The organism is Herbaspirillum sp. CAH-3 (assembly GCF_009668275.1).
GTDB classification, from domain to species: domain Bacteria; phylum Pseudomonadota; class Gammaproteobacteria; order Burkholderiales; family Burkholderiaceae_D; genus Herbaspirillum; species Herbaspirillum aquaticum.
Genome location: NZ_VSWE01000016.1, coordinates 1 through 22,646, shown reverse-complemented (window position 1 = coordinate 22,646; position 22,646 = coordinate 1). Strand labels below are relative to the sequence as shown.

Annotated in this window: 17 protein-coding genes; 11 read left to right on the top strand and 6 right to left on the bottom strand. The window is 62.9% G+C overall.

Features of this window, described 5'->3' with window-relative positions; translation table 11 throughout:
• Positions 1 to 28: 28 nt before the first annotated feature.
• The 7 genes from FYB76_RS20250 (at position 29) to FYB76_RS20220 (ending at position 8,389) form a co-directional block, all read left to right on the top strand.
• Positions 29 to 643 (top strand): nucleoside triphosphate pyrophosphatase, encoded by a 615-nt coding sequence (locus FYB76_RS20250; protein WP_088757259.1) that lies wholly within the window; start codon positions 29 to 31, stop codon positions 641 to 643.
• On the top strand, positions 640 to 2,103 hold the full coding sequence (gene rng / locus FYB76_RS20245; protein WP_154134831.1) for a ribonuclease G: 1,464 nt from the start codon (positions 640 to 642) through the stop codon (positions 2,101 to 2,103). Before FYB76_RS20250 ends, rng begins: the two co-directional genes overlap by 4 nt.
• 80 nt (positions 2,104 to 2,183) lie before the next feature.
• Positions 2,184 to 3,410 (top strand): O-antigen ligase, encoded by a 1,227-nt coding sequence (locus FYB76_RS20240; protein WP_154134830.1) that lies wholly within the window; start codon positions 2,184 to 2,186, stop codon positions 3,408 to 3,410.
• 44 nt (positions 3,411 to 3,454) lie between these two features.
• Positions 3,455 to 5,197, top strand: a complete 1,743-nt coding sequence (gene msbA / locus FYB76_RS20235; RefSeq protein WP_154134829.1) for a lipid A export permease/ATP-binding protein MsbA — start codon at positions 3,455 to 3,457, stop codon at positions 5,195 to 5,197.
• Between the two features lie 2 nt (positions 5,198 to 5,199).
• Complete coding sequence (locus FYB76_RS20230) at positions 5,200 to 6,303, top strand: glycosyltransferase family 9 protein (protein ID WP_154134828.1); 1,104 nt, start codon at positions 5,200 to 5,202, stop codon at positions 6,301 to 6,303.
• Positions 6,303 to 7,289, top strand: a complete 987-nt coding sequence (locus FYB76_RS20225) for a glycosyltransferase family 8 protein (RefSeq protein WP_154134827.1) — start codon at positions 6,303 to 6,305, stop codon at positions 7,287 to 7,289. Before FYB76_RS20230 ends, FYB76_RS20225 begins: the two co-directional genes overlap by 1 nt.
• A 62-nt stretch (positions 7,290 to 7,351) precedes the next feature.
• Positions 7,352 to 8,389 (top strand): glycosyltransferase family 9 protein, encoded by a 1,038-nt coding sequence (locus FYB76_RS20220; RefSeq protein ID WP_154134826.1) that lies wholly within the window; start codon positions 7,352 to 7,354, stop codon positions 8,387 to 8,389.
• A gap of 166 nt (positions 8,390 to 8,555) precedes the next feature.
• Here the strand turns inward: FYB76_RS20220 and FYB76_RS20215 are convergent, their stop codons facing one another.
• Both FYB76_RS20215 and dnaE read right to left on the bottom strand, forming a co-directional pair.
• Positions 8,556 to 9,812, bottom strand: coding sequence for an O-antigen ligase (locus tag FYB76_RS20215; RefSeq protein ID WP_154134825.1), 1,257 nt, complete (start codon positions 9,810 to 9,812; stop codon positions 8,556 to 8,558).
• A 10-nt stretch (positions 9,813 to 9,822) separates the two neighbouring features.
• Positions 9,823 to 13,281, bottom strand: a complete 3,459-nt coding sequence (dnaE, locus tag FYB76_RS20210; RefSeq protein WP_154134824.1) for a DNA polymerase III subunit alpha — start codon at positions 13,279 to 13,281, stop codon at positions 9,823 to 9,825.
• A 220-nt stretch (positions 13,282 to 13,501) separates the two neighbouring features.
• Here dnaE and FYB76_RS20205 point away from each other — a divergent pair, with 220 nt between their 5' ends.
• Positions 13,502 to 14,383 (top strand): sulfurtransferase, encoded by an 882-nt coding sequence (locus FYB76_RS20205; RefSeq protein WP_088757268.1) that lies wholly within the window; start codon positions 13,502 to 13,504, stop codon positions 14,381 to 14,383.
• Between the two features lie 87 nt (positions 14,384 to 14,470).
• On the opposite strand, the gene FYB76_RS20200 is transcribed toward FYB76_RS20205, so the two are convergent.
• Together FYB76_RS20200 and FYB76_RS20195 are read right to left on the bottom strand one after the other, a co-directional pair.
• Positions 14,471 to 15,046 (bottom strand): flavodoxin family protein, encoded by a 576-nt coding sequence (locus tag FYB76_RS20200; protein ID WP_017452193.1) that lies wholly within the window; start codon positions 15,044 to 15,046, stop codon positions 14,471 to 14,473.
• A gap of 119 nt (positions 15,047 to 15,165) precedes the next feature.
• On the bottom strand, positions 15,166 to 15,867 hold the full coding sequence (locus FYB76_RS20195) for a pirin family protein (protein WP_088757270.1): 702 nt from the start codon (positions 15,865 to 15,867) through the stop codon (positions 15,166 to 15,168).
• A gap of 149 nt (positions 15,868 to 16,016) precedes the next feature.
• Between FYB76_RS20195 and FYB76_RS20190 the strand changes: the two genes are divergently transcribed.
• Both FYB76_RS20190 and gluQRS read left to right on the top strand, forming a co-directional pair.
• Entirely contained in the window at positions 16,017 to 16,955 is a 939-nt protein-coding gene (locus FYB76_RS20190; protein WP_220407380.1) for a LysR family transcriptional regulator, read from the top strand.
• Entirely contained in the window at positions 16,952 to 17,836 is an 885-nt protein-coding gene (gluQRS, locus tag FYB76_RS20185; RefSeq protein WP_370516384.1) for a tRNA glutamyl-Q(34) synthetase GluQRS, read from the top strand. Before FYB76_RS20190 ends, gluQRS begins: the two co-directional genes overlap by 4 nt.
• A gap of 39 nt (positions 17,837 to 17,875) precedes the next feature.
• Here gluQRS and FYB76_RS20180 read toward each other — a convergent pair whose 3' ends face one another.
• On the bottom strand, positions 17,876 to 19,348 hold the full coding sequence (locus FYB76_RS20180) for a DEAD/DEAH box helicase (protein WP_154134823.1): 1,473 nt from the start codon (positions 19,346 to 19,348) through the stop codon (positions 17,876 to 17,878).
• 356 nt (positions 19,349 to 19,704) lie between these two features.
• Complete coding sequence (locus tag FYB76_RS20175; RefSeq protein WP_088757274.1) at positions 19,705 to 20,388, bottom strand: fumarylacetoacetate hydrolase family protein; 684 nt, start codon at positions 20,386 to 20,388, stop codon at positions 19,705 to 19,707.
• 262 nt (positions 20,389 to 20,650) lie between these two features.
• Here FYB76_RS20175 and FYB76_RS20170 point away from each other — a divergent pair, with 262 nt between their 5' ends.
• Positions 20,651 to 22,462 (top strand): tetratricopeptide repeat protein, encoded by a 1,812-nt coding sequence (locus tag FYB76_RS20170; protein WP_154134822.1) that lies wholly within the window; start codon positions 20,651 to 20,653, stop codon positions 22,460 to 22,462.
• Positions 22,463 to 22,646 lie beyond the last annotated feature (184 nt).

Below are 22,646 nucleotides of genomic sequence, written 5' to 3'. Positions count from 1 at the left end.
GGTACCGGCTCTTGACATCCCTGGCTCAATGAAACAAGCGGACCACAAAATCTATCTCGCCTCGAAAAGCCCGCGCCGCCGCGAACTGCTGCGCCAGATCGGCATTGATTTCGAACTCATGCTCTCCGACAAGGAAGTCGACGAGAGCGTGCTGCCCGGCGAAGCCCCGCTGGACTACGTCGCCCGCGTCACCCGCGCCAAGCTCGACAGCGCCCAGCAGACCATGATCCTGCGCCAGCTGCCGCATCGCCCGCTGCTTGCGGCCGATACCACCGTGGTGGTGGACGACCTGATCCTGGGCAAACCGGCCGATCACGATGAAGCCGTGCGCATGATCACCCTGCTCTCCGGACGGACCCACCAGGTCTTGACCAGCGTGGCTGTGGGCGTGACGCACGGTGTGGAAACCGAGGTCTGGCAGATCGTGCAGCAGTCCGACGTCAGCTTTGCCCCTTTGACCGCAGAGGCCATTGCCGCCTATTGCAATACCGTCGAGCCCTACGACAAGGCCGGTGCCTACGGCATCCAGGGCCTGGCCTCGGTCTTCATCAGCCATATCGTGGGCAGCCATTCCGGTATCATGGGGCTGCCGCTCTTCGAGACGGCTCAACTATTACAACAAGCGGGCGTTCGCATCCTATGAGCGAAGACATCCTCATCAACATCACGCCGCAGGAGACGCGCGTGGCGCTGATCCTGCAAGGCGCCGTGCAGGAACTGCACATCGAGCGCACCCTCTCGCGCGGCCTGGCCGGCAACATCTACCTGGGCAAGGTGGTGCGGGTGCTGCCGGGCATGCAATCGGCCTTCATCGACATCGGCCTTGAGCGTGCCGCCTTCCTGCACGTGGCCGACATCTGGGAAGCCCGTCCGCACGACGGCCAGAACGCGCCGGCCATTCCCATCGAGAAACTGCTGCACGATGGCCAGACCATCACGGTGCAGGTCATCAAGGACCCCATCGGCACCAAGGGTGCGCGGCTGTCCACGCAGATCTCCATTGCCGGGCGCATGCTGGTCTACTTGCCGCAGGACAAGCACATCGGCATCTCCCAGCGCATCGAGAACGAAGCCGAACGCGAACTCCTGCGCAGCAAGGTGCAGGCGCTGCTGCCGGCGGAAGAAAAAGGCGGCTTCATCATCCGCACCATGGCCGAGGATGCTTCCGACTCCGATCTGCAGATGGACGTGGAATACCTGCGCACCACCTGGGCCACCATCATCAAGCAGGCCAAGACCAAGCCGGCCCCCACCCTGCTGCACCAGGACCTGTCGCTGGCGCAGCGCGTGCTGCGCGACTTCGTCTCCGACCAGACGGCCACCATCCAGGTCGATTCGCGCGAGAACTTCCACATGCTGCAGGAGTTCGGCGCCATCTATACGCCCTCGGTGCTGCCCAAGCTGATGCACTACCGGGGCGAGCGTCCCCTGTTCGACCTGTACGGCGTGGAAGAGGAAATCGAACGCGCCCTGGGGCGCCGCGTGGACCTGAAATCGGGCGGCTACCTGATCGTCGACCAGACCGAAGCGATGACCACGATCGACGTCAACACCGGCAGCTTCGTCAACGGCCGCAACTTCGACGACACCATCTTCAAGACCAACCTGGAAGCGGCGCACGCCATTGCACGCCAACTGCGGCTGCGCAACCTGGGCGGCATCATCATCCTGGACTTCATCGACATGGAGAGCACGGAGCACCGCCACGCCGTGCTGGCCGAGCTGGGCAAGGCGCTGCAGCGCGACCGCACCAAGATCTCGGTCTCGGGCTTCTCCACGCTGGGGCTGGTGGAAATGACCCGCAAGCGTACCCGCGAATCGCTGGCCCACATCCTCTGCGAGACCTGCCCGGCATGCAAGGGCCGTGGCCAGGTCAAGACCCCGCGCACGGTGTGCTATGAGATCCTGCGCGAGGTCATGCGCGAGGCCAAGCAGTTCAATCCCCGCGAATTCCGCATCCTGGCCTCGCAGGTGGTGGTGGACATGTTCCTGGAAGAGGAATCGCAGCACCTGGCCATGCTCGGGGATTTCATCGGCAAGCCGGTGTCGCTGCAGGTGCAGAGTGATTACCAGCAGGAACAATACGACATCGTCCTGATGTAATGGCCAGCCCGGGGGACGGCCGCAGCGCATGCATTACAATGCGCACTTCGCGGCCGGCCGCCTGCGCTTTCGTGCTATCCATGCCCATCCAACCCTCCTTCGCTGTCTTCCTTCTCTGTGCAATTTCACTGGTCATCCCTAGCGGTTTTTCGCTGGGCGCGGCCATGCTGGTGCTGGGTGCGCTGGCGCTGCTGCTTCCATCAGCGCCCCGTGTGCGCCTGCAGCGGGAAGACTGGCTGCTGGTGGCGGTACTGGCCGGCTATTTCGGGCTGCATGTCCTGCTGAACCTGATCCATCACGCGCCTGGCCGCCAATATGATGCGCCCGCCCGTTTCCTGCTGGCCATCCCGGCCCTGCTGCTCTTGCGTGCCTGGCCGCCGCATCCTGCCGCCTTGTGGCATGGCGCGGCCGTGGGAGCGATCGGAGCCGGACTGCTGAGCCTGTGGCAATGGCTGGCGCTGGCGCTGGACCGTCCGGGCGGCAGTACCAACCCCATCCAGTACGGCAACATCAGCGCCTTGCTGGCCGTGCTGTCCGCCTGCGGCCTGGCGCGCGCCATACAGTTGCGCCAGTCTCTCCCCTGGAAACTCCTTCCCGCCGCCGGCGTGCTGCTGGGCCTGGCCGCCTGCCTGTTGAGCGGCAGCCGCGGCAGCTGGCTGGCCCTGCCCTGCTGTGCCCTGCTGGCCGCCTGGTTGCTGCTGCGGGCCGGCCAGGGACGGCTCCTGCTCAAGCTGGGTGCGGCTGGCTTGGTGGCCATTGCCGCACTGGCCCTGTTGCCCAACTCCCCGCTGACGGCCCGTGCCCGCCAGGCCATGACCGAAGCGGATCACTACACCCGCAGCGCCAATGCCGACTCGTCCGTGGGCGCCCGCCTGGAAATGCTGCGGGTCGGCCTGCACCTGGCCCCGCAGCACCTGCTGCTGGGATGGGGCAAGGAAGGCATGATGCAGGCCAAGCAGCAGATGGTGCGCGAGGGCCTGGCCTCGCCCTCGGTCGAGGAACACACCCACCTGCACAATGAATACCTCGATGCCGTGGTCAAGCATGGCCTGCCTGGCCTCTTGGCCGTGCTGGCCTTGTATCTGCTGCCCCTGCAGCTGTTCGCCCGCCGGCTGTGCCAGGCAGGCAGCCGCGAAGCCCGGCTGGCAGCAGCGGGCGGCATGATGCTCATGCTCAGCTATCTGGCCTTCGGCCTGACCCAGGCGTTCCTGACGCACAACAATGGCGTCATGATGCTGGCCTTCCTGATGGTGATCTTGTGGTCGCTGGCGCAGGAACAGCCTGTGAGCCCGGCGAACACGGCATAATCTCTCTTTTTCGTTATCTGCATGACCTGCAAGCAAGGATCCCGATGCTGTCCCACAACATGAAACGCTTGGCCGCCCTGCACTGGCCCTACAAGAAACGGCTGGCCATCGCCTTCATTGCCATGATCGTCACTGCAGCGACCGAACCGGTCGTGCCTTACATCTTCCAGGTGCTGCTGGACAAGGGCTTCGTGGGCAAGCCGATGTTTTCGCTGTGGCTGGTGCCGGTGGCGGTGATCGGCATCTTCTTCATCCGCGGTATCGCCACCTTTACCAGTTCTTACATGATGACCTGGGTCTCCACCCGCATCCTCAATGAACTGCGGCGCCAGATGTTTGCCCGCATGCTGGACCTGCCGGTGCAGTTCTATGCCACCAATACGGTGGGCAAGGTCATCAACTCGATGATGTTCGAGGTGCAGCAGATCATCGACATGGTCACCAAGGTGTTCACCTCCATCCTGCGCTCGGCCCTGACGGTGCTGGGCCTGTTGGCCTGGCTGCTGTACCTGAACTGGGTGCTCACCATCGTGACCCTGGTGCTGCTGCCGCTGGTGACCATTGTGGTGCGCACCACCGGCAAGCGCCTCAAGAAACTCAATCGCGACTCCCTGAACGTCAATGCCGAGATGACCCAGGTCATCGAGGAAACCACGCGCGCCCAGCAGGTCATCAAGATCTTCGGCGGCCATGACTACGAAAAGGAACGCTTCCACCGCCGCGCCGAAAACCTGCGCAGCTACACCATGCGCATGACGGCAGCGTTCTCTTCCACGGTCCCGATCACGCAGCTGATGACGGCTACCGCAGTAGCGGTCGTGATCGTGATGGCGCTGATCCAGTCCGGCAACGGCCAGATCACCGTGGGCGGTTTCGTCTCCTTCATCACCGCCATGCTGATGCTGCTGGCCCCGCTGAAGCAGCTGGCCGAAATCAACGGCCCCCTGCAACGCGGCATGGCCGCTGCCGAAGAGGTCTACAACCTGATCGACAAGACCACCGAACGCACCACCGGCGAAGCGCTGACCCAACGCGCGACCGGCACGCTCGATTTCGTTGATGTCAGCTTCGCCTATCCCGGCCATGAGCAGCTGGCGCTCAAGAACATCAACCTGCATGTCGAGGCCGGTGAAACCATCGCCTTCGTGGGCATGTCCGGCGGCGGCAAATCGACGCTGGTGAGCCTGGTGCCGGGCTTCTATTCGGCCACCTCGGGCGAGATACTGCTCGACGGCCGTCCCATCGAAACCATTTCCCTGGTGAGCCTGCGCCAGCAGATCGCCATGGTGAACCAGAACACGGTGCTCTTCGACGACACCCTGGCCGCCAACATCGCCTATGGCGACCCGAAGCCGGATCCGGCGCGGGTGGATGCCGCAGTGGAAGCGGCGCACTTGACCGACGTGGTAGCCGGCCTCTCCGAGGGCCTGCAAACCCGCATCGGCGACAATGGCTCGCGCCTGTCCGGCGGCCAGCGCCAGCGCGTGGCCATTGCCCGCGCCATCTACAAGGATGCCCCGATCCTGATCCTGGACGAAGCCACCTCGGCGCTGGATACCGAATCCGAACGCGCCGTGCAGGCCGCGCTGGATCGCCTGATGCAGGGCCGTACCACCTTCGTCATCGCCCACCGCCTGTCCACCATCGAACGCGCCGACCGCATCGTGGTGCTCTCGCACGGACAGATCGCCGAGATCGGCAACCACCAGGAGCTGCTGCAGAAGGAAGGCGTCTACGCCAACCTGTACCGCCTGCAGTTCTCCCAGCAACAGGAAGCCTCCGCCTGAGCATGCGCCAAGACGACACCCTGATCCCCGCCGACCTGCTGCAGAAGTCGGACAAAATCCTCTTCATCGCCCACCTGGCCCTGGGCGATTTCACCTACCTGCAGAATTTCTTCAGGGGCTTTGCCGAGCAGAACCCCCATATGAAGATTCACCTGTGGGTCGACGAAGTACGGCGCACCGCAGATGCCGGCCAGTGGCCGCACCTGAAGAAATACGCCCTGTACGACTGGACCGCCGCCTGCCCCTTCTTCGCCAAGGTCTACACCCGCACCTACAGTCCCGAGCTGTATCGCGAGTCCATCGCCGAGGCGCGCCGCGAGCACTATCCCATTGTGGTCTCGCTGGCCACCTTGCGCCCGCACCTGTATGCCGCACTGGCGCGCGAGATCAGCCCCGAGGGCTGGGTGGTGGGCATGAAGAAGACGGTGAAACTGTTCCAGCCGCATCACCTGCTGGCCTATCGCAAGCTCGATGCAGCCATGCCGCCCTACCGCAGCCCGACACCCGAGCATCACATCAGTGATGTCTATGCGCACTGGTTCCGGCAGTTGAGCGGCGTCGAAGTTACCGGCGCGGCACGCTTCCCCTTCGTCGACATCCCGCCGCAGTGGCACCAGTACGCGCGGGACCAGCTGGTGGCCTGGCAGTTCGCGCCACGCCATGGCAAGCTGGTCTTCATCAATCCCTATGCCAAGACCAAAAAACGCTGCTGGCCGCTGGAGCACGTGGCTGCACTGATCCAGGCCATGCAAGCGCGGCCGGGCTGGGAAGAGGCCTGCTTCATCGTCAACGCCGTTCCCCAGGAGCTGGCCCATGCACGCGAAGTGATCGGCCGCTATGGCCTGCAGCGCACGCAGCTCTTCAGCGCTGAGGAAAACTTCTTCCAGCTGCCGGCCATGCTGGCCTGCTGCGACCTCATCATCTCGGTGGAAACGGCGGTGATGCACCTGGCCAATGCGGTACAGGTACCGGTCATTGCCCTGATGCGCCAGAAGAATCCGGAATGGGTGCCGGTCGACCGCGACCATAGCACCGTCATCACCGCGCCCGGCCGCCGCGACTGGGTCAAGGCGGTGAGCGTAGAACAAGTCATGAAAGCGATCTGATGAACGTCCCCAGCCAGCAAGAGATCATGGCCGTGCCGGAAAACGGCAAGCCTTCCTTCCACATCGCCTTCTGCGTGGACAACAATTATTTCCGCGCCATGGGCGGCACCATCGCCTCCATCGTGGCCAACAACCCGGGACAGCATTTCACCTTCCACGTGCTGGCCTTCGAGGTGTCGGAAGAGCATCAGCGGCGCCTCAAGCAGCTGGAATCGATGTATCGCGTCAAGACCGAGCTGCACCTGCTGAACCTGGCGGACTTCACGCAGTTCTCGCACTTCCTCGGCCATTCGCATTATTCGCTGTCGATCTTCACGCGCCTGGTCATTCCCACGGTGCTGGCCGGGGTGACCGACCGCGTGCTCTACCTGGATGCCGATATCCTCTGTTTCAACCGCGTCGATGAACTGGTGGACATGGATATCTCGCAGGACATCGCGGTCGTGGTACCGGATGCCCCGGTCACCCTGCAGCGCCGGGTGGCGGCGCTGGGACTGGCGCACAATGAATATTTCAACGGCGGCGTGATCTTCATCAACATCCCAAAGTGGCTGGCAGAGGATATTACGCCCAAGACCCTGGATGCCCTGCTCAACAGCACCACCGACATGCGCTTCAACGACCAGGATGCGCTCAACATCGTTCTCAACGGCCGCGCGCGCTACCTGTCGCCGAAGTGGAATTACCTGTATGACCTGATCCACGATTTGAACGTGAACAAGTTCGCGCTCAAGCCGGTCGGCAAGGCCATCTTCGTGCACTTCGCCGGTGCCGTGAAGCCGTGGGCGGCGTGGAGCAGGCATGAGGCCTGCACGCTGTTCCGCCGCTATCTCGACATCTCGCCCTGGGCCGACATGGCGCTGGACCAGGAGCCGCGCAATACCAAGGAACTGCGCATGCACTCGCGCTTCATGTACCGCCAGGGACGACCGCTGGAGAGCCTGAAGTGGTACGTGCGCTACCTGCGCAAACGCCGCGCGCGATGAACAGCGCGCCGCTTTCCGCCTGAGCCCGTACAACCGCAAGAACAGAAACACACCTCTTTGTCATGCCGATCACCAGCAAGCATATCCTCATCAGTCGCACCGACAACATCGGCGACATCGTCCTGACCCTGCCCATGGCAGCGCGGCTGAAGCAACTCAATCCGGGCGTGAAGATCAGTCTCCTGTGTCGCCGCTACGCGGCCGATGTGGTGCGTTATTGCGACGACATCGATGAGGTCGTGGAAGAAGAGAATGTGGCCGATGACCTGGTTGGCTTCCTGCGCGGCAGCGACATCGATACCGTGATCCTGGCCCAGCCCAACCGTGAACTGGCCAAGGCGGCCTTTTTCGCCCGCGTGAAGCACCGCATCGGCAATGCGCGGCAGAAGGTGTACCAGCTGATCTACTGCAATGACCGCGTGCGTTTCAGCAAGGGGCTGTCGGAGAACCATGAGTCGCAGATCAATTTCGAATTCCTGCGCCCGTATGGCGATGACCACATTCCCACGCGCGAAGAGATTCCTGATCTGTATCACTTCACCGTGCCGCGCGACGAGGAGATTGCGGCGGGCTTTGCGCCCTACCAGTTCAACCTGATCCTGCACACCAAGTCCAATGGTCACGGCCGCGAGTGGCCGGTGGAACACTACATTGAACTGGCCCGGAAACTGGCCCACAACGAGGGGCTACATATCTGGCTGACCGGTAGCGCTGGAGAGGGAAAGTGGCTGGAAGAGCATGCATCCTTGCTGCTGGCGCAGCCAAATGTAAGCAATACCTGTGGCCGCTTCAGCCTGTCGCGCCTGACCGCATTCATTCATCAGGCTGACGGCCTGATCGCCAGCGGCACCGGCCCGCTGCACCTGTCAGCTGCGATCGGCCAGCGCACACTTGGATTGTTCCCGCCGACCAGACCGATGCACATGGGTCGCTGGGCCGCATTGGGCAAGCGCGCACACAATCTGGCCACCGACATCCCATGCAGCGCCGACTGCCGCCGCATTACCGAACCCACCTGCGATTGCATGCGAAAGATCACACCGGAGACGGTGCTGAAAATCGTCTCCAGCTGGATTGGAGAAAAAGAGCTGGAGCGCTAGGGCCTGTTCACGTTCAATCTGCGCGTGCGAAAAATCGCCAAGCGTTGACTGCACAGGCGCGGCGACGCGCCGTGGTGGTGCCACGGCAAGCAGCTGCAACAAGGGCAGGCGACACTTGGCGACCGCTCACGGAGGGTTGCCCCCAGATTGAATCCAAACCGGGCCCCTAGGCCACGATCGGGACTGGGGTAGCGCTTTTCTTGACTTGCACCAGGAATGCCGCCAACAGGATGACATATAGCCCGTCCAGCACTGGCCAGAAAAACATCAGGTCGGTCAGGCCAAACGCAAAGAATCCGATGACGATCAGGCAGCCGGACTGCGCCGCCGCCCGGCAGTCCGGGGATGTATCTCGTAGATGGCTGGCAAAGTACCAAGCGGGAACGAGATAAACCGCCAGTAAAGCTGCGGCGCCGAAAATACCGGATATGGCCATGCTAAATAGCAGCTCATTATGCGAATGCGCCAGCGTAGTGAGCTCCCGGGTCACTTCGCCGCGGTCCGCCATCGCCTTTATGTTCGGCTCATAGTTATCGCGGCCGATGCCAAATACCGGATTGCGCGCGAATAGCTTGAGCGCGGCGCCCCATAGTTGTAATCGTATGCCCACCGCAGTGCTCTTCTGTTCCCCCTGGGCGTAGCTGCTGATTTCCGAGCTTGTATTGAACAATCGCTCGCGTGCCGCCTGATTGAACGAGAACATCGCCCCAAGCGCCAACGCCAGAGCCAGCACACAAAGCAGCTTGCGGCCGATGTTCATGCGGGACACGGAAAAAAAGAACACGACGAACAGCCCTACCGCGACCCAGCCACCGCGCGTCTGCGTAAGCACACCGGTATAGGCGCCGGCGAGAAAGGCCAACAGGCACAGCGGCTTCTGCACGCGGCCATCGCCACGGAAAGCGCACAGGCTCAGTACGCCGAACAACAAGGCAATGTTCGAATAAGCGATCACGGAAATGAAACCAATGTTTCCGTCACGGACCACGCCACCGTCGGTAAAGAGGTAGGCCTTGACCGCCAGCACCAGCGCCGCCGCCATGAAACTCCATGTCAGTAGCTTCAAATGCTTGAGATCAACCAACAGCAGAATCCATAAAACCAAAGGGAACAGCGCCAGCCGCAGCGCCCGATCATAGTGCTTGAAGGCAAACTGGCCAGCCGATGCCTGTTGCAGGAACACCGCCAGCACCGTAGCAGCCAGCGCCACGCACAATGGCCAGTAGCGGCGCAACAGCGAAGCGAAGCCGGGCATACCAGCCGGACGGATACGCAACGCAAGCGAAGCCAGCGAAGCCAGCAACATCAAGTAGAAAATCGCATTGCCGGCATTGTGTATTGCCAGTGCAGCTACCGGATAAAGTAACAGCAGTGCAGTGACAAACCACTGTAAGCTCCGGGACAAAACGTTACTGACAACCATTTATCATTTCCTAATACTCAACTGTGACTGCTTCCTTGCCAAACGACGCCACCAGCGAACTCTGCAAGCTGTCGCTCGGATTGATCCGCCATGCATCGCCCAGCACGACTTCGCAGGCTGCATCAGCCTGACGATACTTCATCACGAATGGCAAGCCCTGCTCCTGGCGATGCGCAGCCAGCGTGTCGCGCAGGTGATTCGGGTCGATCGCCTTGTTGATCGACACCACCATGCGCACACCGTACTGGATGCGCGCCGCGCCCAGGTCCATGACCTTGTCGGCGGCCACCCGCAGGCCGCCGTTGAAACGGTCTTCCGACACCTTGCCCGAGACCACCAGCAATTCATCTTCCTTGATGAGATGCTTGAAGGGCTCGAACAATTCGTTGTAGATCGTGGCCTCGATCACACCCGTGCCATCGTCCAGCGTGCAGATCACCAGCTTGCCGCGCTGGGTCATCTGCACCCGCACGCCGGTGATGATGCCGGCCAGGCTGCGCGGTTCCCACGAGGGTTCGAGGCTGGCGATCTTGGTGCGCACGAAGCGGCGCACTTCCTTTTCGTAAGCCGAGAACAGGTGGCCGGAAAGATAGAAGCCCAAGGCGCCCTTCTCTTCGGTCAGGCGTTGCTTGTCGCTCCAGGCGGGCACCTGCACGTATTCCAGCGGCGCTTCCAGGTCGCTGTCGTCGCCACCGAAGAGGCTGACCTGGTTGGCCGATTTCTCGGCCTGCTCGGCGCTTTCCCAGGCCAGGTTGACCGATGCCTGCAGGATGGCGCGGTCGACCTTGAAGCAGTCGAATGCACCCGCGCGGATCAGCGAATCGATGGTGCGACGGTTGATCTGTTTCTTGTCCACCCGCTTGGCGAAGTCGAACAGGTCCTTGAAGGGGCCGCTCTTGCGGGCTTCCAGGATGGCTTCGATGGCGTTCTGCCCGGCCCCCTTGACGGCGCCCAGGCCATAGCGGATCTGGGTGGCCTTCTTGCCCGGCTCGCCCACCGGCATGAAGCGGTAGTCGGACTTGTTGATGTCCGGCGGCAGGATGGCCAGCTTGCAGATATCGATCGAGTCCTCGATCAGGATCTTGACCTTGTCCGTATCTTCCATGGCCAGCGACAAGTTGGCGGCCATGAACGCGGCGGGGTGATGGGCCTTCAGGTAGGCGGTGTAATAGGACAGCAGCGCATAGGCGGCCGCGTGCGACTTGTTGAAGCCGTAGCCGGCGAACTTTTCCATCAAGTCGAAGATTTCGTCGGCCTTGGCCTGGTCCAGCCCGTTCTTGGCCGCGCCTTCGCGGAACAGTTCACGGTGCTTGGCCATTTCCTCGGCCTTCTTCTTGCCCATGGCCCGGCGCAGCAAGTCGGCGCCACCCAGCGAGTAGCCACCGATCACCTGCGCCATCTGCATCACCTGCTCCTGATAGACCATGATGCCGTAGGTCTCGGAGAGGATGCCCTCGGTACGCGGGTCAGGATAGTCGAAGGCTTCGCCGTGCTTGCGCTTGCAGAAGTCGGGAATCAGGTCCATCGGGCCGGGACGATACAGCGCCACCAGGGCGATGATGTCCTCGAAGCGGTCGGGCCGCGCATCCTTCAACATGCCTTGCATGCCGCGGCTTTCCAGCTGGAACACGGCGACCGTCTTGGCCTTGGTCAGCAGTTCGTAGGAGGGCCGGTCGTCCAGCGGCAGCTTGGCCAGGTCGAAATCGGCCATGGCCGGATCGAGCATGCGAATGTAGCGCACTGCACGGTCGAGGATGGTCAGCGTGGTCAGGCCCAAAAAGTCGAACTTCACCAGGCCGACGGCTTCCACGTCGTCCTTGTCGTACTGCGAGACCACGCCGGAATCGCCGCCCTGGGTGTAGAGCGGGCAGAAATCGGTCAGCTTGCCGGGCGCGATCAGCACGCCACCGGCGTGCATGCCGATGTTGCGGGCGATGCCTTCGACCTGCTGGGCCAGACCCATCAGCTGCTTGACCTCTTCCTCGTTCTCCAGCCTCTCCTTCAGGAGAGGCTCCTCCTCGATGGCGTCGGCCAGCGTGACCAGCTTGCCCGGCTTGAAGGGAATCAGCTTGGAGATGCCGTCACAGAAGTTGTAGCCCAGGTCCAGCACGCGGCCCACGTCGCGCACCGCACCCTTGGCGGCCATGGTACCGAAGGTGGCAATCTGCGAGACCGCCTCCTTGCCGTAACGATCCTTCACATACTGGATGACGCGATCGCGGCCTTCCTGGCAGAAGTCGATGTCGAAGTCGGGCATCGAGACGCGTTCGGGGTTCAGGAAACGTTCGAACAGCAGGTTGTAGCGCAGCGGGTCGAGGTCGGTAATCAACAGGCAGTAAGCCACCAGCGAGCCGGCACCGGAACCCCGGCCAGGGCCGACCGGCACGCCATTGTTCTTGGCCCACTGGATGAAGTCCGCCACGATCAGGAAGTAGCCCGGGAACTTCATCTTGATGATGGTGTTGTTCTCGAACTCCAGGCGCGCTTCATAGCGCGGGCGCTGCTTCTCCCGTTCTGCTTCGTTGGGGAACAGTTCCTTCAAGCGCACTTCCAGGCCGGCCTTGGTCTGGGCCACCAGGAAGTCGTCGATGGTCATGCCGTCGGGCGTGGGGAAATCCGGCAGTTGCGGTTTGCCCAGCTGCAGCACCAGGTTGCAGCGCTTGGCGATCTCCACGGTATTGGCAATCGCGCCAGGCAGGTCGGCGAAGAGCTCGGCCATCTCGGCCTGCGACTTGAAGTATTGCTGCTCGTTGAAGCGGCGCACCCGGCGCGCATTGGCCATGATCTCGCCCTCGGCGATGCAGGTGCGGGCTTCGTGAGCGATGAATTCTTCAGGGCTCTGGAACTGGATCGGATGCGTAGCCACGCACGGCAGGCCCAGCTTTGCGCCCAGGGCCACGCTCTGGCGTACCTGCAGTTCCATGTTGGCCTGGCCGGCACGCTGCAGTTCCAGATAGAACGCACCGGGGAAAATCTCCGCCCAGCGGCGCGCGCAGGCTTCAGCCTGGGCCAGGTTGCCGTTGTCGATGGCCTGGCCAATGTCGCCCATGCCGGCACCCGACAGGGCGATGAGGCCATTGCCGCCATCCTGGTGGCGCAGCGCATCGAGCCATTCGATACGGACTTCAGCACGGCCCTTGTATTGGTTGGTGAGCCAGGCCTGGGACAAGACTTCACATAACTGCAGGTAGCCATGACGGCTTTTGATCAGCACCAGCAGGCGGAAAGGTTTTTCGCGGTCGGCGTCGTTGGTGATCCACAGGTCGCAGCCGGCGATGGGCTTGACGCCCTTGCCGCGCGCTTCCTTGTAGAAACGCACCATGCAGAACAGGTTGGCGAGGTCGGTCACCGCCAGGGCGGCCTGTCCATCCTTGGCGGCGGCCTTGACGATGTCGTCAATACGCACCAGGCCATCCACGATGGAGTACTCCGAGTGCATACGGAGGTGTACAAATTGCGGTGTAGTCATAGGGTCGACATTTTACCGGAGCTTGCGATCCTGACCGGTTCCGATTGCTCTCGATTTGTGAGAAATATGAAGACTTTACACCTGCCCCTTGTGCCCGATCGTCCGGGCTTGCCTTGATCTGCATCAGAGAAGCCGCAGGCACCGGCCAAATAACTGCGGCCATCCGGGGTGCACGGTTATAATGCTGACGATTCAAAGACTTACAGTTGAGTACGCCACCATGCAGTCCCCGCAGACCCCCTACGTCAACATTGCCGCCTACAAATTCATCAGCTTCGATGACACTGCTGAAAAGCGTCCGGCATTCCTGGAAATTTGTCAGAAGAATAACCTTCGTGGCACCGTGATCCTGAGCCCGGAAGGCATCAACCTCTTCCTGGCCGGCCTGCGCCATGAAATCGACGCCTTCCTGGCCTGGCTGCGCGCCGATGCGCGCTTTGCCGACCTGATCGTCAAGGAAAGCTATTCCGAGAAGCAACCCTTCACTCGCATGCTGGTGAAACTGAAGGCCGAGATCATCACCATGAAGCATCCACTGATCAAGCCGGAGCTGGGCCGTGCGCCTTTCGTGGAGCCCAAGGAACTCAAGCGCTGGCTGGACCAGGGCCATGACGACGAAGGCCGTCCGGTGGTGATGGTGGATACGCGCAACGGCTTTGAGGTCGATGTCGGTACGTTTGACAACACGGTGGATTACCGCATCAGCAAGTTCACCGAATTCCCGCAGGTGATCGAGGAGCACAAGGCCGATTTCGAAGGCAAGACGGTCGTCACCTTCTGCACTGGCGGCATTCGCTGCGAAAAGGCCGCGATTCATATGCAGAACATCGGCTATGACCATGTCTACCAGCTCGAAGGTGGCATCCTGAAGTATTTCGAGGACGTGGGCGGTGCCCATTACAACGGCGACTGCTTCGTCTTCGACTATCGCACCGCCCTGAGCCCGGAGCTGAAGGAAACCCAGACCGCTCAATGCTTTGCCTGCCGCGCCGTGGTCACCCCGCGTGAACAGCTCTCGCCGGACTACGTGCCGGGCAAGTCCTGTCCGCATTGCGCGCCCAAGCAGCGAGCTGCGCATGAATCCAGCTCTGCAGCAGCCTGATTGCTGCGCATCCCGGCAACGAAAAAGCCGACCCCTTGCGAGGTCGGCTTTTTTACATGTTCACGACTTGCGTCGCTGAGATGCAGATTACTTCTTGAACTTGGCCGCCGTTTCCACCACGCGCGCACCGAACAGCTTGGCGGTTTCCAGGTCGCCCGGCAGCGGGCCTTCTTCGGGCGAAGAGTCCGACGGGCTTTGCGCCATCAGGCCCGAGAAGGAACCGACGAAGTTGATGTCATTGCGCTGGGCAGCCTTGCTGTTGGCAGGCATCAGGCCGGTGCCGACCCAGATCATGCTGTGCTGCATGCCCAGCGTGAACAGGTAGTGCAGGGTCGAGAGCTTGTCGCCGTTCATGGTGGCCGAGTTGGTGAAGGCGGCACCGACCTTGTCCTTCCACTTCTGGCTGAACCAGGGCTTGGAGGAGGCGTCGGCGAACTTCTTGAACTGCCAGGACACGGTACCCATGTAGGTCGGCGAACCGAAGATGATGGCATCGGCCGCGTCCAGGCTGGCCCATTGTTCATCGGTGATGGTGCCTTCGGCACTGATGGCGATCAGCTCGACAGCGGCGCCGGCAACGCCGGCCGCGCCAGCCTGCACGGCTTCGGCCTGCTTCTTGGTGTGGCCGTAGCCGGAGTGGTAAACGATGGCAACTTTGGTCATGACGAAATTTCCTTCTCTAGAGAGTGAAGTGACGCGGAAAAAACCGCCGGTGTGATCGGTACCGGCGGGTTGCTACTGCAAACTGCTTGCTGCATTCCTGCATGCCGGCGCAGCAAAGCTCAGCGCGGCAGGTCAAACAACAGGACTTCGGCCTTCTCGCCGCCGCTGATCTCGATGCGATCCACCGCACTGAGCTTGACGGCATCGCCCGCCTGCAGGGCCTGGCCATTGACGCTGATCTTGCCACGGGCTACATGCACATAGCCCAGGCGACCTTGCGGCAGGGTGTACTCGGCGCTTTGTGCACCGTCGAACAAACCGGCGTAAAGCTGGGCATCCTGGTTCATGCTGACCGAACCTTCCCGGCCATCACGCGAAGCTACCAGGCGCAGCTTGCCATCCTTGTCGGCGGCCGAGAAGTGCGCTTCCTGGTAACCCGGCTCGGCGCCAGCACGGTCCGGCATGATCCAGATCTGCAGGAAGTGCGTGGTGCCGTCCTGGGAGTGGTTGTACTCCGAATGACGCACGCCCGTGCCGGCACTCATGCGCTGCACGTCACCGGGACGGATCACGCTGCCATTGCCCATGCTGTCCTTGTGCGCAAGTTCACCTTCGAGCACATAGGAAATGATCTCCATGTCACGGTGGCCATGGGTACCAAAGCCCTGGCCTGCGGCCACGCGGTCCTCGTTGATCACCCGCAGCGGACCGAAGCCCATGTGCTTGGGATCATAGTAGTCCGCGAAGGAAAAGCTGTGATACGAATCCAGCCAACCGTGGTTGGCGTGGCCACGATCGTTCGCTTTGCGAAGTTCCATCATGTCAACACCTCTTTCTTGAGTGGGACCAAACCGGAATTGATTTGGTCAAAATGTTTGTCGATGGCGTCACTATAGTGGCTATCTTTTATGCAGATAAGGTCTAAAATCCGTAGTGTTCGTTCAAAAAATTTAAACAAGTGGAGCAAGACGTGAACCTGACCCTGGAATCCCTGCTGATCCTCGACATGATCGACCGCAAGGGCAGCTTTGCCGCGGCCGCCGTGGCCCTGGACCGGGTGCCCTCGGCCCTGACCTACAGCGTGCGCAAGCTGGAGGATGACCTCGATGTGCTGCTGTTCGACCGTCGCGGCCACCGGGCCCAGTTGACACCGGCGGGCCTGCAATTGTTGCAGGAGGGCCGTCATCTGCTGCTGGCCGCCAGCGACCTGGAACAGCGCGTCAAGCGCACCGCCACCGGGCGCGAAACCGAGCTGCATATCGTGCTCAACAGTCTCATTCCCTTCGACAAGATGCTGCCGGTCATCGACGCCTTCGACCGTGAAGAATCCGGCACCCGGCTGCGCTTCACGCCCGGCGTACTGACCGGTGCCTGGGAAAAGCTCATCGAGGGGCGCGCCAACCTGGTCATCGGGGTGACCCTGGACGGGCCGGAAGTGGTGCGCACCAGCGGACGTTTCCAGATGCAGGAGCTGGGCGCGGTGGACTGGGTGTTTGCAGTGGCACCGACGCACCCGCTGGCTTCGGCCACGGAACCGCTGTCGGCAGAGCTGGTGCGTAGCCACCGGGCCATTGCCGTGGGCGACAACAGCCAGTCCCTGCCCACGCTGACCATGGGCCTGCTGTCGGGCCAGGAAACGTTGACCGTAGCCACCGTGGCCGACAAGCTGCAAGCTCAACTGGCAGGCCTCGGTTGCGGCCATCTGCCGCGCATCTGGGCCGAGCCCTACCTGGCCACCGGTGCCTTGGTGGAAAAGCAGACCCTGGCCGCCAAACCCAACGACAACTTCATGGTGGCCTGGCCCAAGGCCGAGCAGGGCAAGTCACTCAAATGGTTCATCCAGCACCTGGCGCAGCCGCATGTACGACAATCATTGATCGGCCCCATCCCGCTGCGGGAGCAGGCGTGAGCGGCCACGCCTATGTCGGCCGTTTCGCGCCCTCGCCTTCCGGTCCGCTGCATGCGGGCTCGCTGGTGGCGGCGCTGGCCAGCTACCTGGATGCACGGGTGCACGGTGGCCGCTGGCTGCTGCGCATCGAGGACATCGATGAGACCCGCACCGTGCCCGGCGCGGCCGACGACATCGTCGCCACCCTGGCGGCCTTGGATATGCGCTCGGACGGCCCGATCCTGGTGCAGAGCCTGCGCAAGGCACGCTACCAGCTTGCACGCGAGCGCCTGGGATCGCTGGCCTACCCCTGCGGCTGCAGCCGCAAGGAAATCGCCGATTCCAGGGTGGGCATGGCCAGTGACGGTGCCGCGCTCTATCCCGGCACCTGCCGCCACGGACTTGGTCCGGGCAAGACGCCACGCACGCTGAGACTGCGCGTGCCCGATGCAGGCCAGTCGGGCGAACGGGTGCAATTCACGGACCGCTGGCTGGGACCACAGGTCCAGCACCTGGCTTCGGAAGTCGGGGATTTCGTGCTGCAGCGGGCCGATGGCTTCTGGGCCTACCAACTGGCGGTAGTGGTCGATGATGCCGAACAGGGCGTCACCGACATCGTGCGCGGCGCCGACCTGCTGGACTCGACGGCGCGGCAGATCTACCTGCAGGGACTGCTGGGCTATGCGACGCCGCGCTACCTGCACGTGCCGCTGTTGATGAATGCGTCGGGGGAAAAGTTTTCCAAGCAGAACGGCGCCCAGGCGCTGGACCTGGGCCAGCCGCTGCAAGCCTTGCAGCACGCGGCGGCCTTTCTTGGACTGGACACGGGCGCAGCCCGTGACAGGGAAGGATTCTGGACCCAGGCCCTCACCGGATGGCGAGCGCGTTTCGGTCCGCGCTGAGAAATTGGCTCAGCGCCTGGCGGATCAGCGCCTGGCGGATCAGCGCTTGGGCATGCCGCCCAGCAAAGCTGCGACCTTGGGCTTGGGACGGTTGTTCTTGGGCAGTTCCGGCTTGGTGGAGACGGTCTCGGTGGCGCTGGGCTCATAGGGCTTGAGGAACCAGGGATCGACCTTCTCGCGGCGTCCCGACGGGGCTGCACCGTCGCGGCTGCTGCGGCTGCGCTCGCCACGGTCACTGCGTTCGCCACGCTCGGCGCGTTCGCCCCGGTCGCTGCGTTCACCGCGCTCCGAACGTTCACCACGCTCACTGCGCTCAGCGCGCATGCGCGGTGCAAAACCGGCCAGCTCGGCACGTTCGAATTTCTTCTTGATCAGCTTTTCGATGTCGACCAGCAGGCGTTCATCCTTGTCGCAGAACAGCGAGATGGCATCGCCCGAGGCGCCGGCACGGCCGGTACGGCCGATACGGTGCACGTAGTCTTCGGCGTTGTAAGGCAGGTCGTAGTTGATGACGCAGGGCAGCTCGGCGATATCCAGGCCACGTGCAGCCACGTCGGTAGCCACCAGGACTTCGATCTGGCCCTGCTTGAAGGACTCCAGCGCGGCCATGCGTTCGGACTGGGTCTTGTCGCCGTGGATGGCAGAAGCCTTCACACCTTCGGCCAGCAAGGTACGCGCCAGGCGCGAAGCGCCGATCTTGGTGTTGGAGAAGACGATCACCTGCTTCAGTTCGCGCTGGCGAATGATGAAGCTGACTGCATCCGCCTTGGCCGCTTCCTCCACCTTGTAGATGGTCTGGGTGACGTTTTCTGCCGTGGCATTGCTGCGCGCGACTTCGATGGTGACCGGGTTGTTCTGGAAGCTGGCGGCCAGCTTCTTGATCTCGGGCGAGAAGGTGGCCGAGAACAGCAGGTTCTGGCGCTGCTTGGGCAGCAGGTTGATGATGCGCTGCAGGTCCGGCAGGAAGCCCATGTCGAGCATGCGGTCGGCTTCGTCCATGACCAGGATCTGGGTCTGCGACAGGTTCACCGTCTTTTGCTGCACGTGGTCCAGCAGGCGGCCCGGGGTAGCGATGACGATTTCGACGCCGGCACGCAGGGTGGCCGTTTGCGGTGCCATGTCCACGCCGCCGAAGACGACGGTAGAGCGCAGCGGGGTGAAGCGTGAATAAGCCTTCACATTGTCGGCCACCTGGTCGGCCAGTTCGCGGGTCGGGGTCAGGATCAGGGCGCGCACCGGGTGACGGGCGGGCGAGGCGCTGTGGCTGGCATGGGCCAGCAGGCGCTGGATGATCGGCAGCGAGAAGCCGGCGGTCTTGCCGGTGCCGGTCTGGGCCGCGCCCATCACGTCACGGCCTTGCAGCACCACAGGAATGGCCTGGGCCTGGATCGGGGTCGGATGGACGTAGCCTTGTTCGGACAAGGCTCGCAAGATATCCGGCGAGAGGCCGAAATCTTCAAAACGGACGGCAGGGGCAGCCGGTGCTGCGGACGCGGACGTGGTGTCGGACATGGTTTATTGCGAACGGTGCGACAGCGCCGCGGCAGCCGCCAGGCGGCTCCGGTGCATGGGGTGCATGCGCACGGGTTCTGATTGCTTTCTGTGTTGATGTGTTACGGGCGAACCGGCCAAACCTGCTCGGCCGGGCGCTTCGGATGATGCAAACGCTAAAGACGATGCTGGCCGGGCAAACGACTTGACATGCCCGGCATTCCCTACGGAACCCCGTATTATACGCCGCATCGCCGCCGGCTTCATGACAGTTTGGTTTCTGCCACCTGCAGCAGGCTTGCAAGCCCTGCAGGAGGCGATCGGGCAAGCAGTCCCGGGCAGCGCCGCATCCGCGACGGGGCCCGGCTGCCAGCGTCTTAGCCGATGGTGATGTTGATGTCAGGCAAGCCGTCCACATGCCCTTGCAACTGGTCGCCCTTGACCACCGCGCCCACGCCTTCGGGAGTACCGGTGTAGATCAGGTCGCCGGGGAACAGCTCGACCAGGCCGGAGAGATAGGAAATGGTTTCGGCCACGTTCCAGATCAGGTCCGACAGGTCGCCCTGCTGGCGTACTTCGCCATTGACCTTGAGCCAAACGGCACCCTTCTCCGGATGCCCGGACTGGGCCACCGGCACGATGGGAGCGCACGGCGCAGACTGGTCGAAGCCCTTGGCCATGTCCCAGGGACGGCCCAGCTTCTTGGCTTGCGCCTGCAGGTCGCGGCGGGTCATGTCCAGGCCGACGGCGTAGCCATACACCAGCTCCAGGGCCTTCTCCACCGGGATATCGCGGCCACCGCCGCAGAGCGCGACCACCAGTTCGATCTCGTGATGGTAGTCAGCGGTCGCGGCCGGATACGGCACCACGGAATCGGTCGGCACGACCGCATCGGCCGGCTTCATGAAGAAAAACGGCGGCTCGCGGTCGGGATCATGGCCCATTTCGCGGGCGTGGGCGGCATAGTTGCGGCCCACGCAATAGATGCGGCGAACTGGGAAAGGCGCGCCGCCGACCACCGGGACGGTGGCCTGGGCGGGGGCGGGAATGGCGAAACTCATCGGGAAGACTCCGTGGTGGCGACATGCATGACGCGGCATGCGGTGGATGAAGAACCGGTCGATGCCGGCTAACGCATCAGTTGTCTGATGTCCGGGTAGTGTAAAAGAAAAGAGCCGGCCCCGCTCGCGCCCCTGGCATCCGGCCATAGCCCGCAATTGGAGGGCGATTGCCCCGGTAATCCGCTCGCAGAAAGCGAACGAATTTGAGACACTTGCCAGACTCCGGCGCTCTCGGCGCTCTTCCTACCTCTCGACACTATCCATGCATCCGCAAGCAAACGCTTCCCAGATCCTGTTGCAAAAAGCTTTGGCACTTCACCAGAAAGGCAAGCTCGGGCCGGCCGAAGAGCTTTACAAGAAAGTGCTGGTCAAGCTGCCGCGTCATTTCGAGGCCAACTATCTCTACGGCATGCTCAAGCTCCACCAGGAAGATTGGGAAGCGGCCGAAGCACAACTGGCCAAGGCCATCGAACTCAATCCGGACCATCCGGATACCTATTTCGATCATGCCGGCGCCCTGGTCCACCTGGGCCGTGATAGCGAAGCGGTGCAACGCTACAACCAGATCCTGGCCCAGAACCCGGCCTTTGCCGATGCCCTGCTGGCGCGCGGTAGCGCCTTGCGCAGGCTCAAAATGAGCCGCGAAGCGCTGGAAGATCTGCAGCAGGCGGTGAGGCTGGTGCCGGACAATGCCGAAGCCTGGTTCCAGTTGGGCAACCTGCAGCACGAGCGCTACGCCTACCGCGATGCGCGCGAGTGCTATGAGCGCGCGGTAGCGCTGCGCCCCGATTTCATCGAAGCCTGGTTCAACCTGGGCAATACCTGCAAGGACAACTTCCAGTTCGACCAGGCCCTGCTCGCCTACGACCGTGCACTGGAGGTGCAGCCGGACTTCTTCGAAGCCCAGTCCAACCGCGGCTTCGTGCTCTTCAAGATGCATCGCCCGATGGAAGCGCTGCAAGCCTATGACCGCGCCATGGAATTGGACGACAGCTCGCCCGACCTGTGGTTCAACCGCGGCTCGACGCTGGAGCAGCTGTTTCGCTTCGACGAGGCCAGCGAGTGCTATCGCCGCGCCCGCGAGCTCAAGCCCGACGCCAGCTCGGCCGCCTGGAACGCTGCCCTGCTCAAGCTGCGCCAGGGCGATTTCGCCCAAGGCTGGCCGGCCTTCGAAGCCCGCTGGGAAACTGAACAGATGCGCTCCCAGCGGCGCCAGTTCCTGCAGCCCCTGTGGCTGGGCGAATCCTCGCTGCACGGCAAGACCATCCTGATCCACGCCGAACAGGGCTTTGGCGACACCCTGCAATTCGTGCGGTACCTGCCCCGTGTGGCCGCCTTGGGCGCCCGCGTGCTCCTGGAAGTGCCACCAGCGCTCTTGCGCCTGCTGTCCAAGGCGCCGGGTGCGGCTGAAGTCATCAGCAGCGAGCAGTTCATCCGCCCCAGCTTCGACTACCATTGCCCGCTGATGAGCTTGCCCCTGGCCTGCAAGTCTTTCAGCGAAACCGACATCCCGCGCGCGCCCTACCTGCTGCCCGACGCCGACGCTTGGGCCGGCTGGCTGCAGCGCCTGCCGCAGAACCGCGCCTTGCGCGTCGGCCTGGTGTGGGCCGGCAGCTCGGCGCAGACCCATCGGGATGCGGTGCGCATCGACGGTGAACGTTCGCTGCCCTTCGAGGCGCTGGCACCGCTGGTGGCCCTGGCTGAAGAGCATCCGCAACTGGAATTCCATTCCGTCCAGGTCGGCCAGGCGGCCGTGGCGCAACTGCAGGCGCATCCCCTGGGCGCGCGCGTTCGCGATCACTCCTTGCAACTGGGCGACTTTGCCGAGACCTCCGGCCTGGTCGCACAGCTCGACCTGCTCATCAGCGTCGATACCTCGGTATGCCACCTGGCCGGTGCCTTGGGCACGCCTGTCTGGCTGCTCAACCGGGCCAACACCTGCTGGCGCTGGCAACTGGAGCGCAGCGACACGCCCTGGTATCGCAACTTCCGCATCTTCCGCCAGGCCAATACCGGCGACTGGAATGACGTGATCGCAGAGGTCCGCACGGCCCTGCTTCAACAGTTGGGCTGATGCTGGTACCATGCGCGCCGATGCGGATGACCAGCTCATCCGCCGGAACCTGGCGCGCCGGCTCGCCTCATACCCTGTAACGCACCAGCGGCCCGAACCCCATTGCATTCGGACAGGCGGCACGGCCACGCGCCCTGCCGCCTGTCGGCATGAAGACTACAAGGACAAGACGATGCACGCCCCC

Bases quoted from the DNA above. Each gene is read 5' to 3' on its own strand.
- FYB76_RS20170 (WP_154134822.1), top strand. From the start codon at position 20,651: ATGCATCCGCAAGCAAACGCTTCCCAGATCCTGTTGCAAAAAGCTTTG.
- FYB76_RS20215 (WP_154134825.1), bottom strand. From the start codon at position 9,812: ATGGTTGTCAGTAACGTTTTGTCCCGGAGCTTACAGTGGTTTGTCACT.
- FYB76_RS20180 (WP_154134823.1), bottom strand. From the start codon at position 19,348: ATGTCCGACACCACGTCCGCGTCCGCAGCACCGGCTGCCCCTGCCGTC.
- FYB76_RS20250 (WP_088757259.1), top strand. From the start codon at position 29: ATGAAACAAGCGGACCACAAAATCTATCTCGCCTCGAAAAGCCCGCGC.
- rng (WP_154134831.1), top strand. From the start codon at position 640: ATGAGCGAAGACATCCTCATCAACATCACGCCGCAGGAGACGCGCGTG.
- FYB76_RS20240 (WP_154134830.1), top strand. From the start codon at position 2,184: ATGCCCATCCAACCCTCCTTCGCTGTCTTCCTTCTCTGTGCAATTTCA.
- FYB76_RS20200 (WP_017452193.1), bottom strand. From the start codon at position 15,046: ATGACCAAAGTTGCCATCGTTTACCACTCCGGCTACGGCCACACCAAG.
- FYB76_RS20230 (WP_154134828.1), top strand. From the start codon at position 5,200: ATGCGCCAAGACGACACCCTGATCCCCGCCGACCTGCTGCAGAAGTCG.
- msbA (WP_154134829.1), top strand. From the start codon at position 3,455: ATGCTGTCCCACAACATGAAACGCTTGGCCGCCCTGCACTGGCCCTAC.
- FYB76_RS20175 (WP_088757274.1), bottom strand. From the start codon at position 20,388: ATGAGTTTCGCCATTCCCGCCCCCGCCCAGGCCACCGTCCCGGTGGTC.
- FYB76_RS20205 (WP_088757268.1), top strand. From the start codon at position 13,502: ATGCAGTCCCCGCAGACCCCCTACGTCAACATTGCCGCCTACAAATTC.
- FYB76_RS20195 (WP_088757270.1), bottom strand. From the start codon at position 15,867: ATGATGGAACTTCGCAAAGCGAACGATCGTGGCCACGCCAACCACGGT.
- FYB76_RS20220 (WP_154134826.1), top strand. From the start codon at position 7,352: ATGCCGATCACCAGCAAGCATATCCTCATCAGTCGCACCGACAACATC.
- FYB76_RS20225 (WP_154134827.1), top strand. From the start codon at position 6,303: ATGAACGTCCCCAGCCAGCAAGAGATCATGGCCGTGCCGGAAAACGGC.
- dnaE (WP_154134824.1), bottom strand. From the start codon at position 13,281: ATGACTACACCGCAATTTGTACACCTCCGTATGCACTCGGAGTACTCC.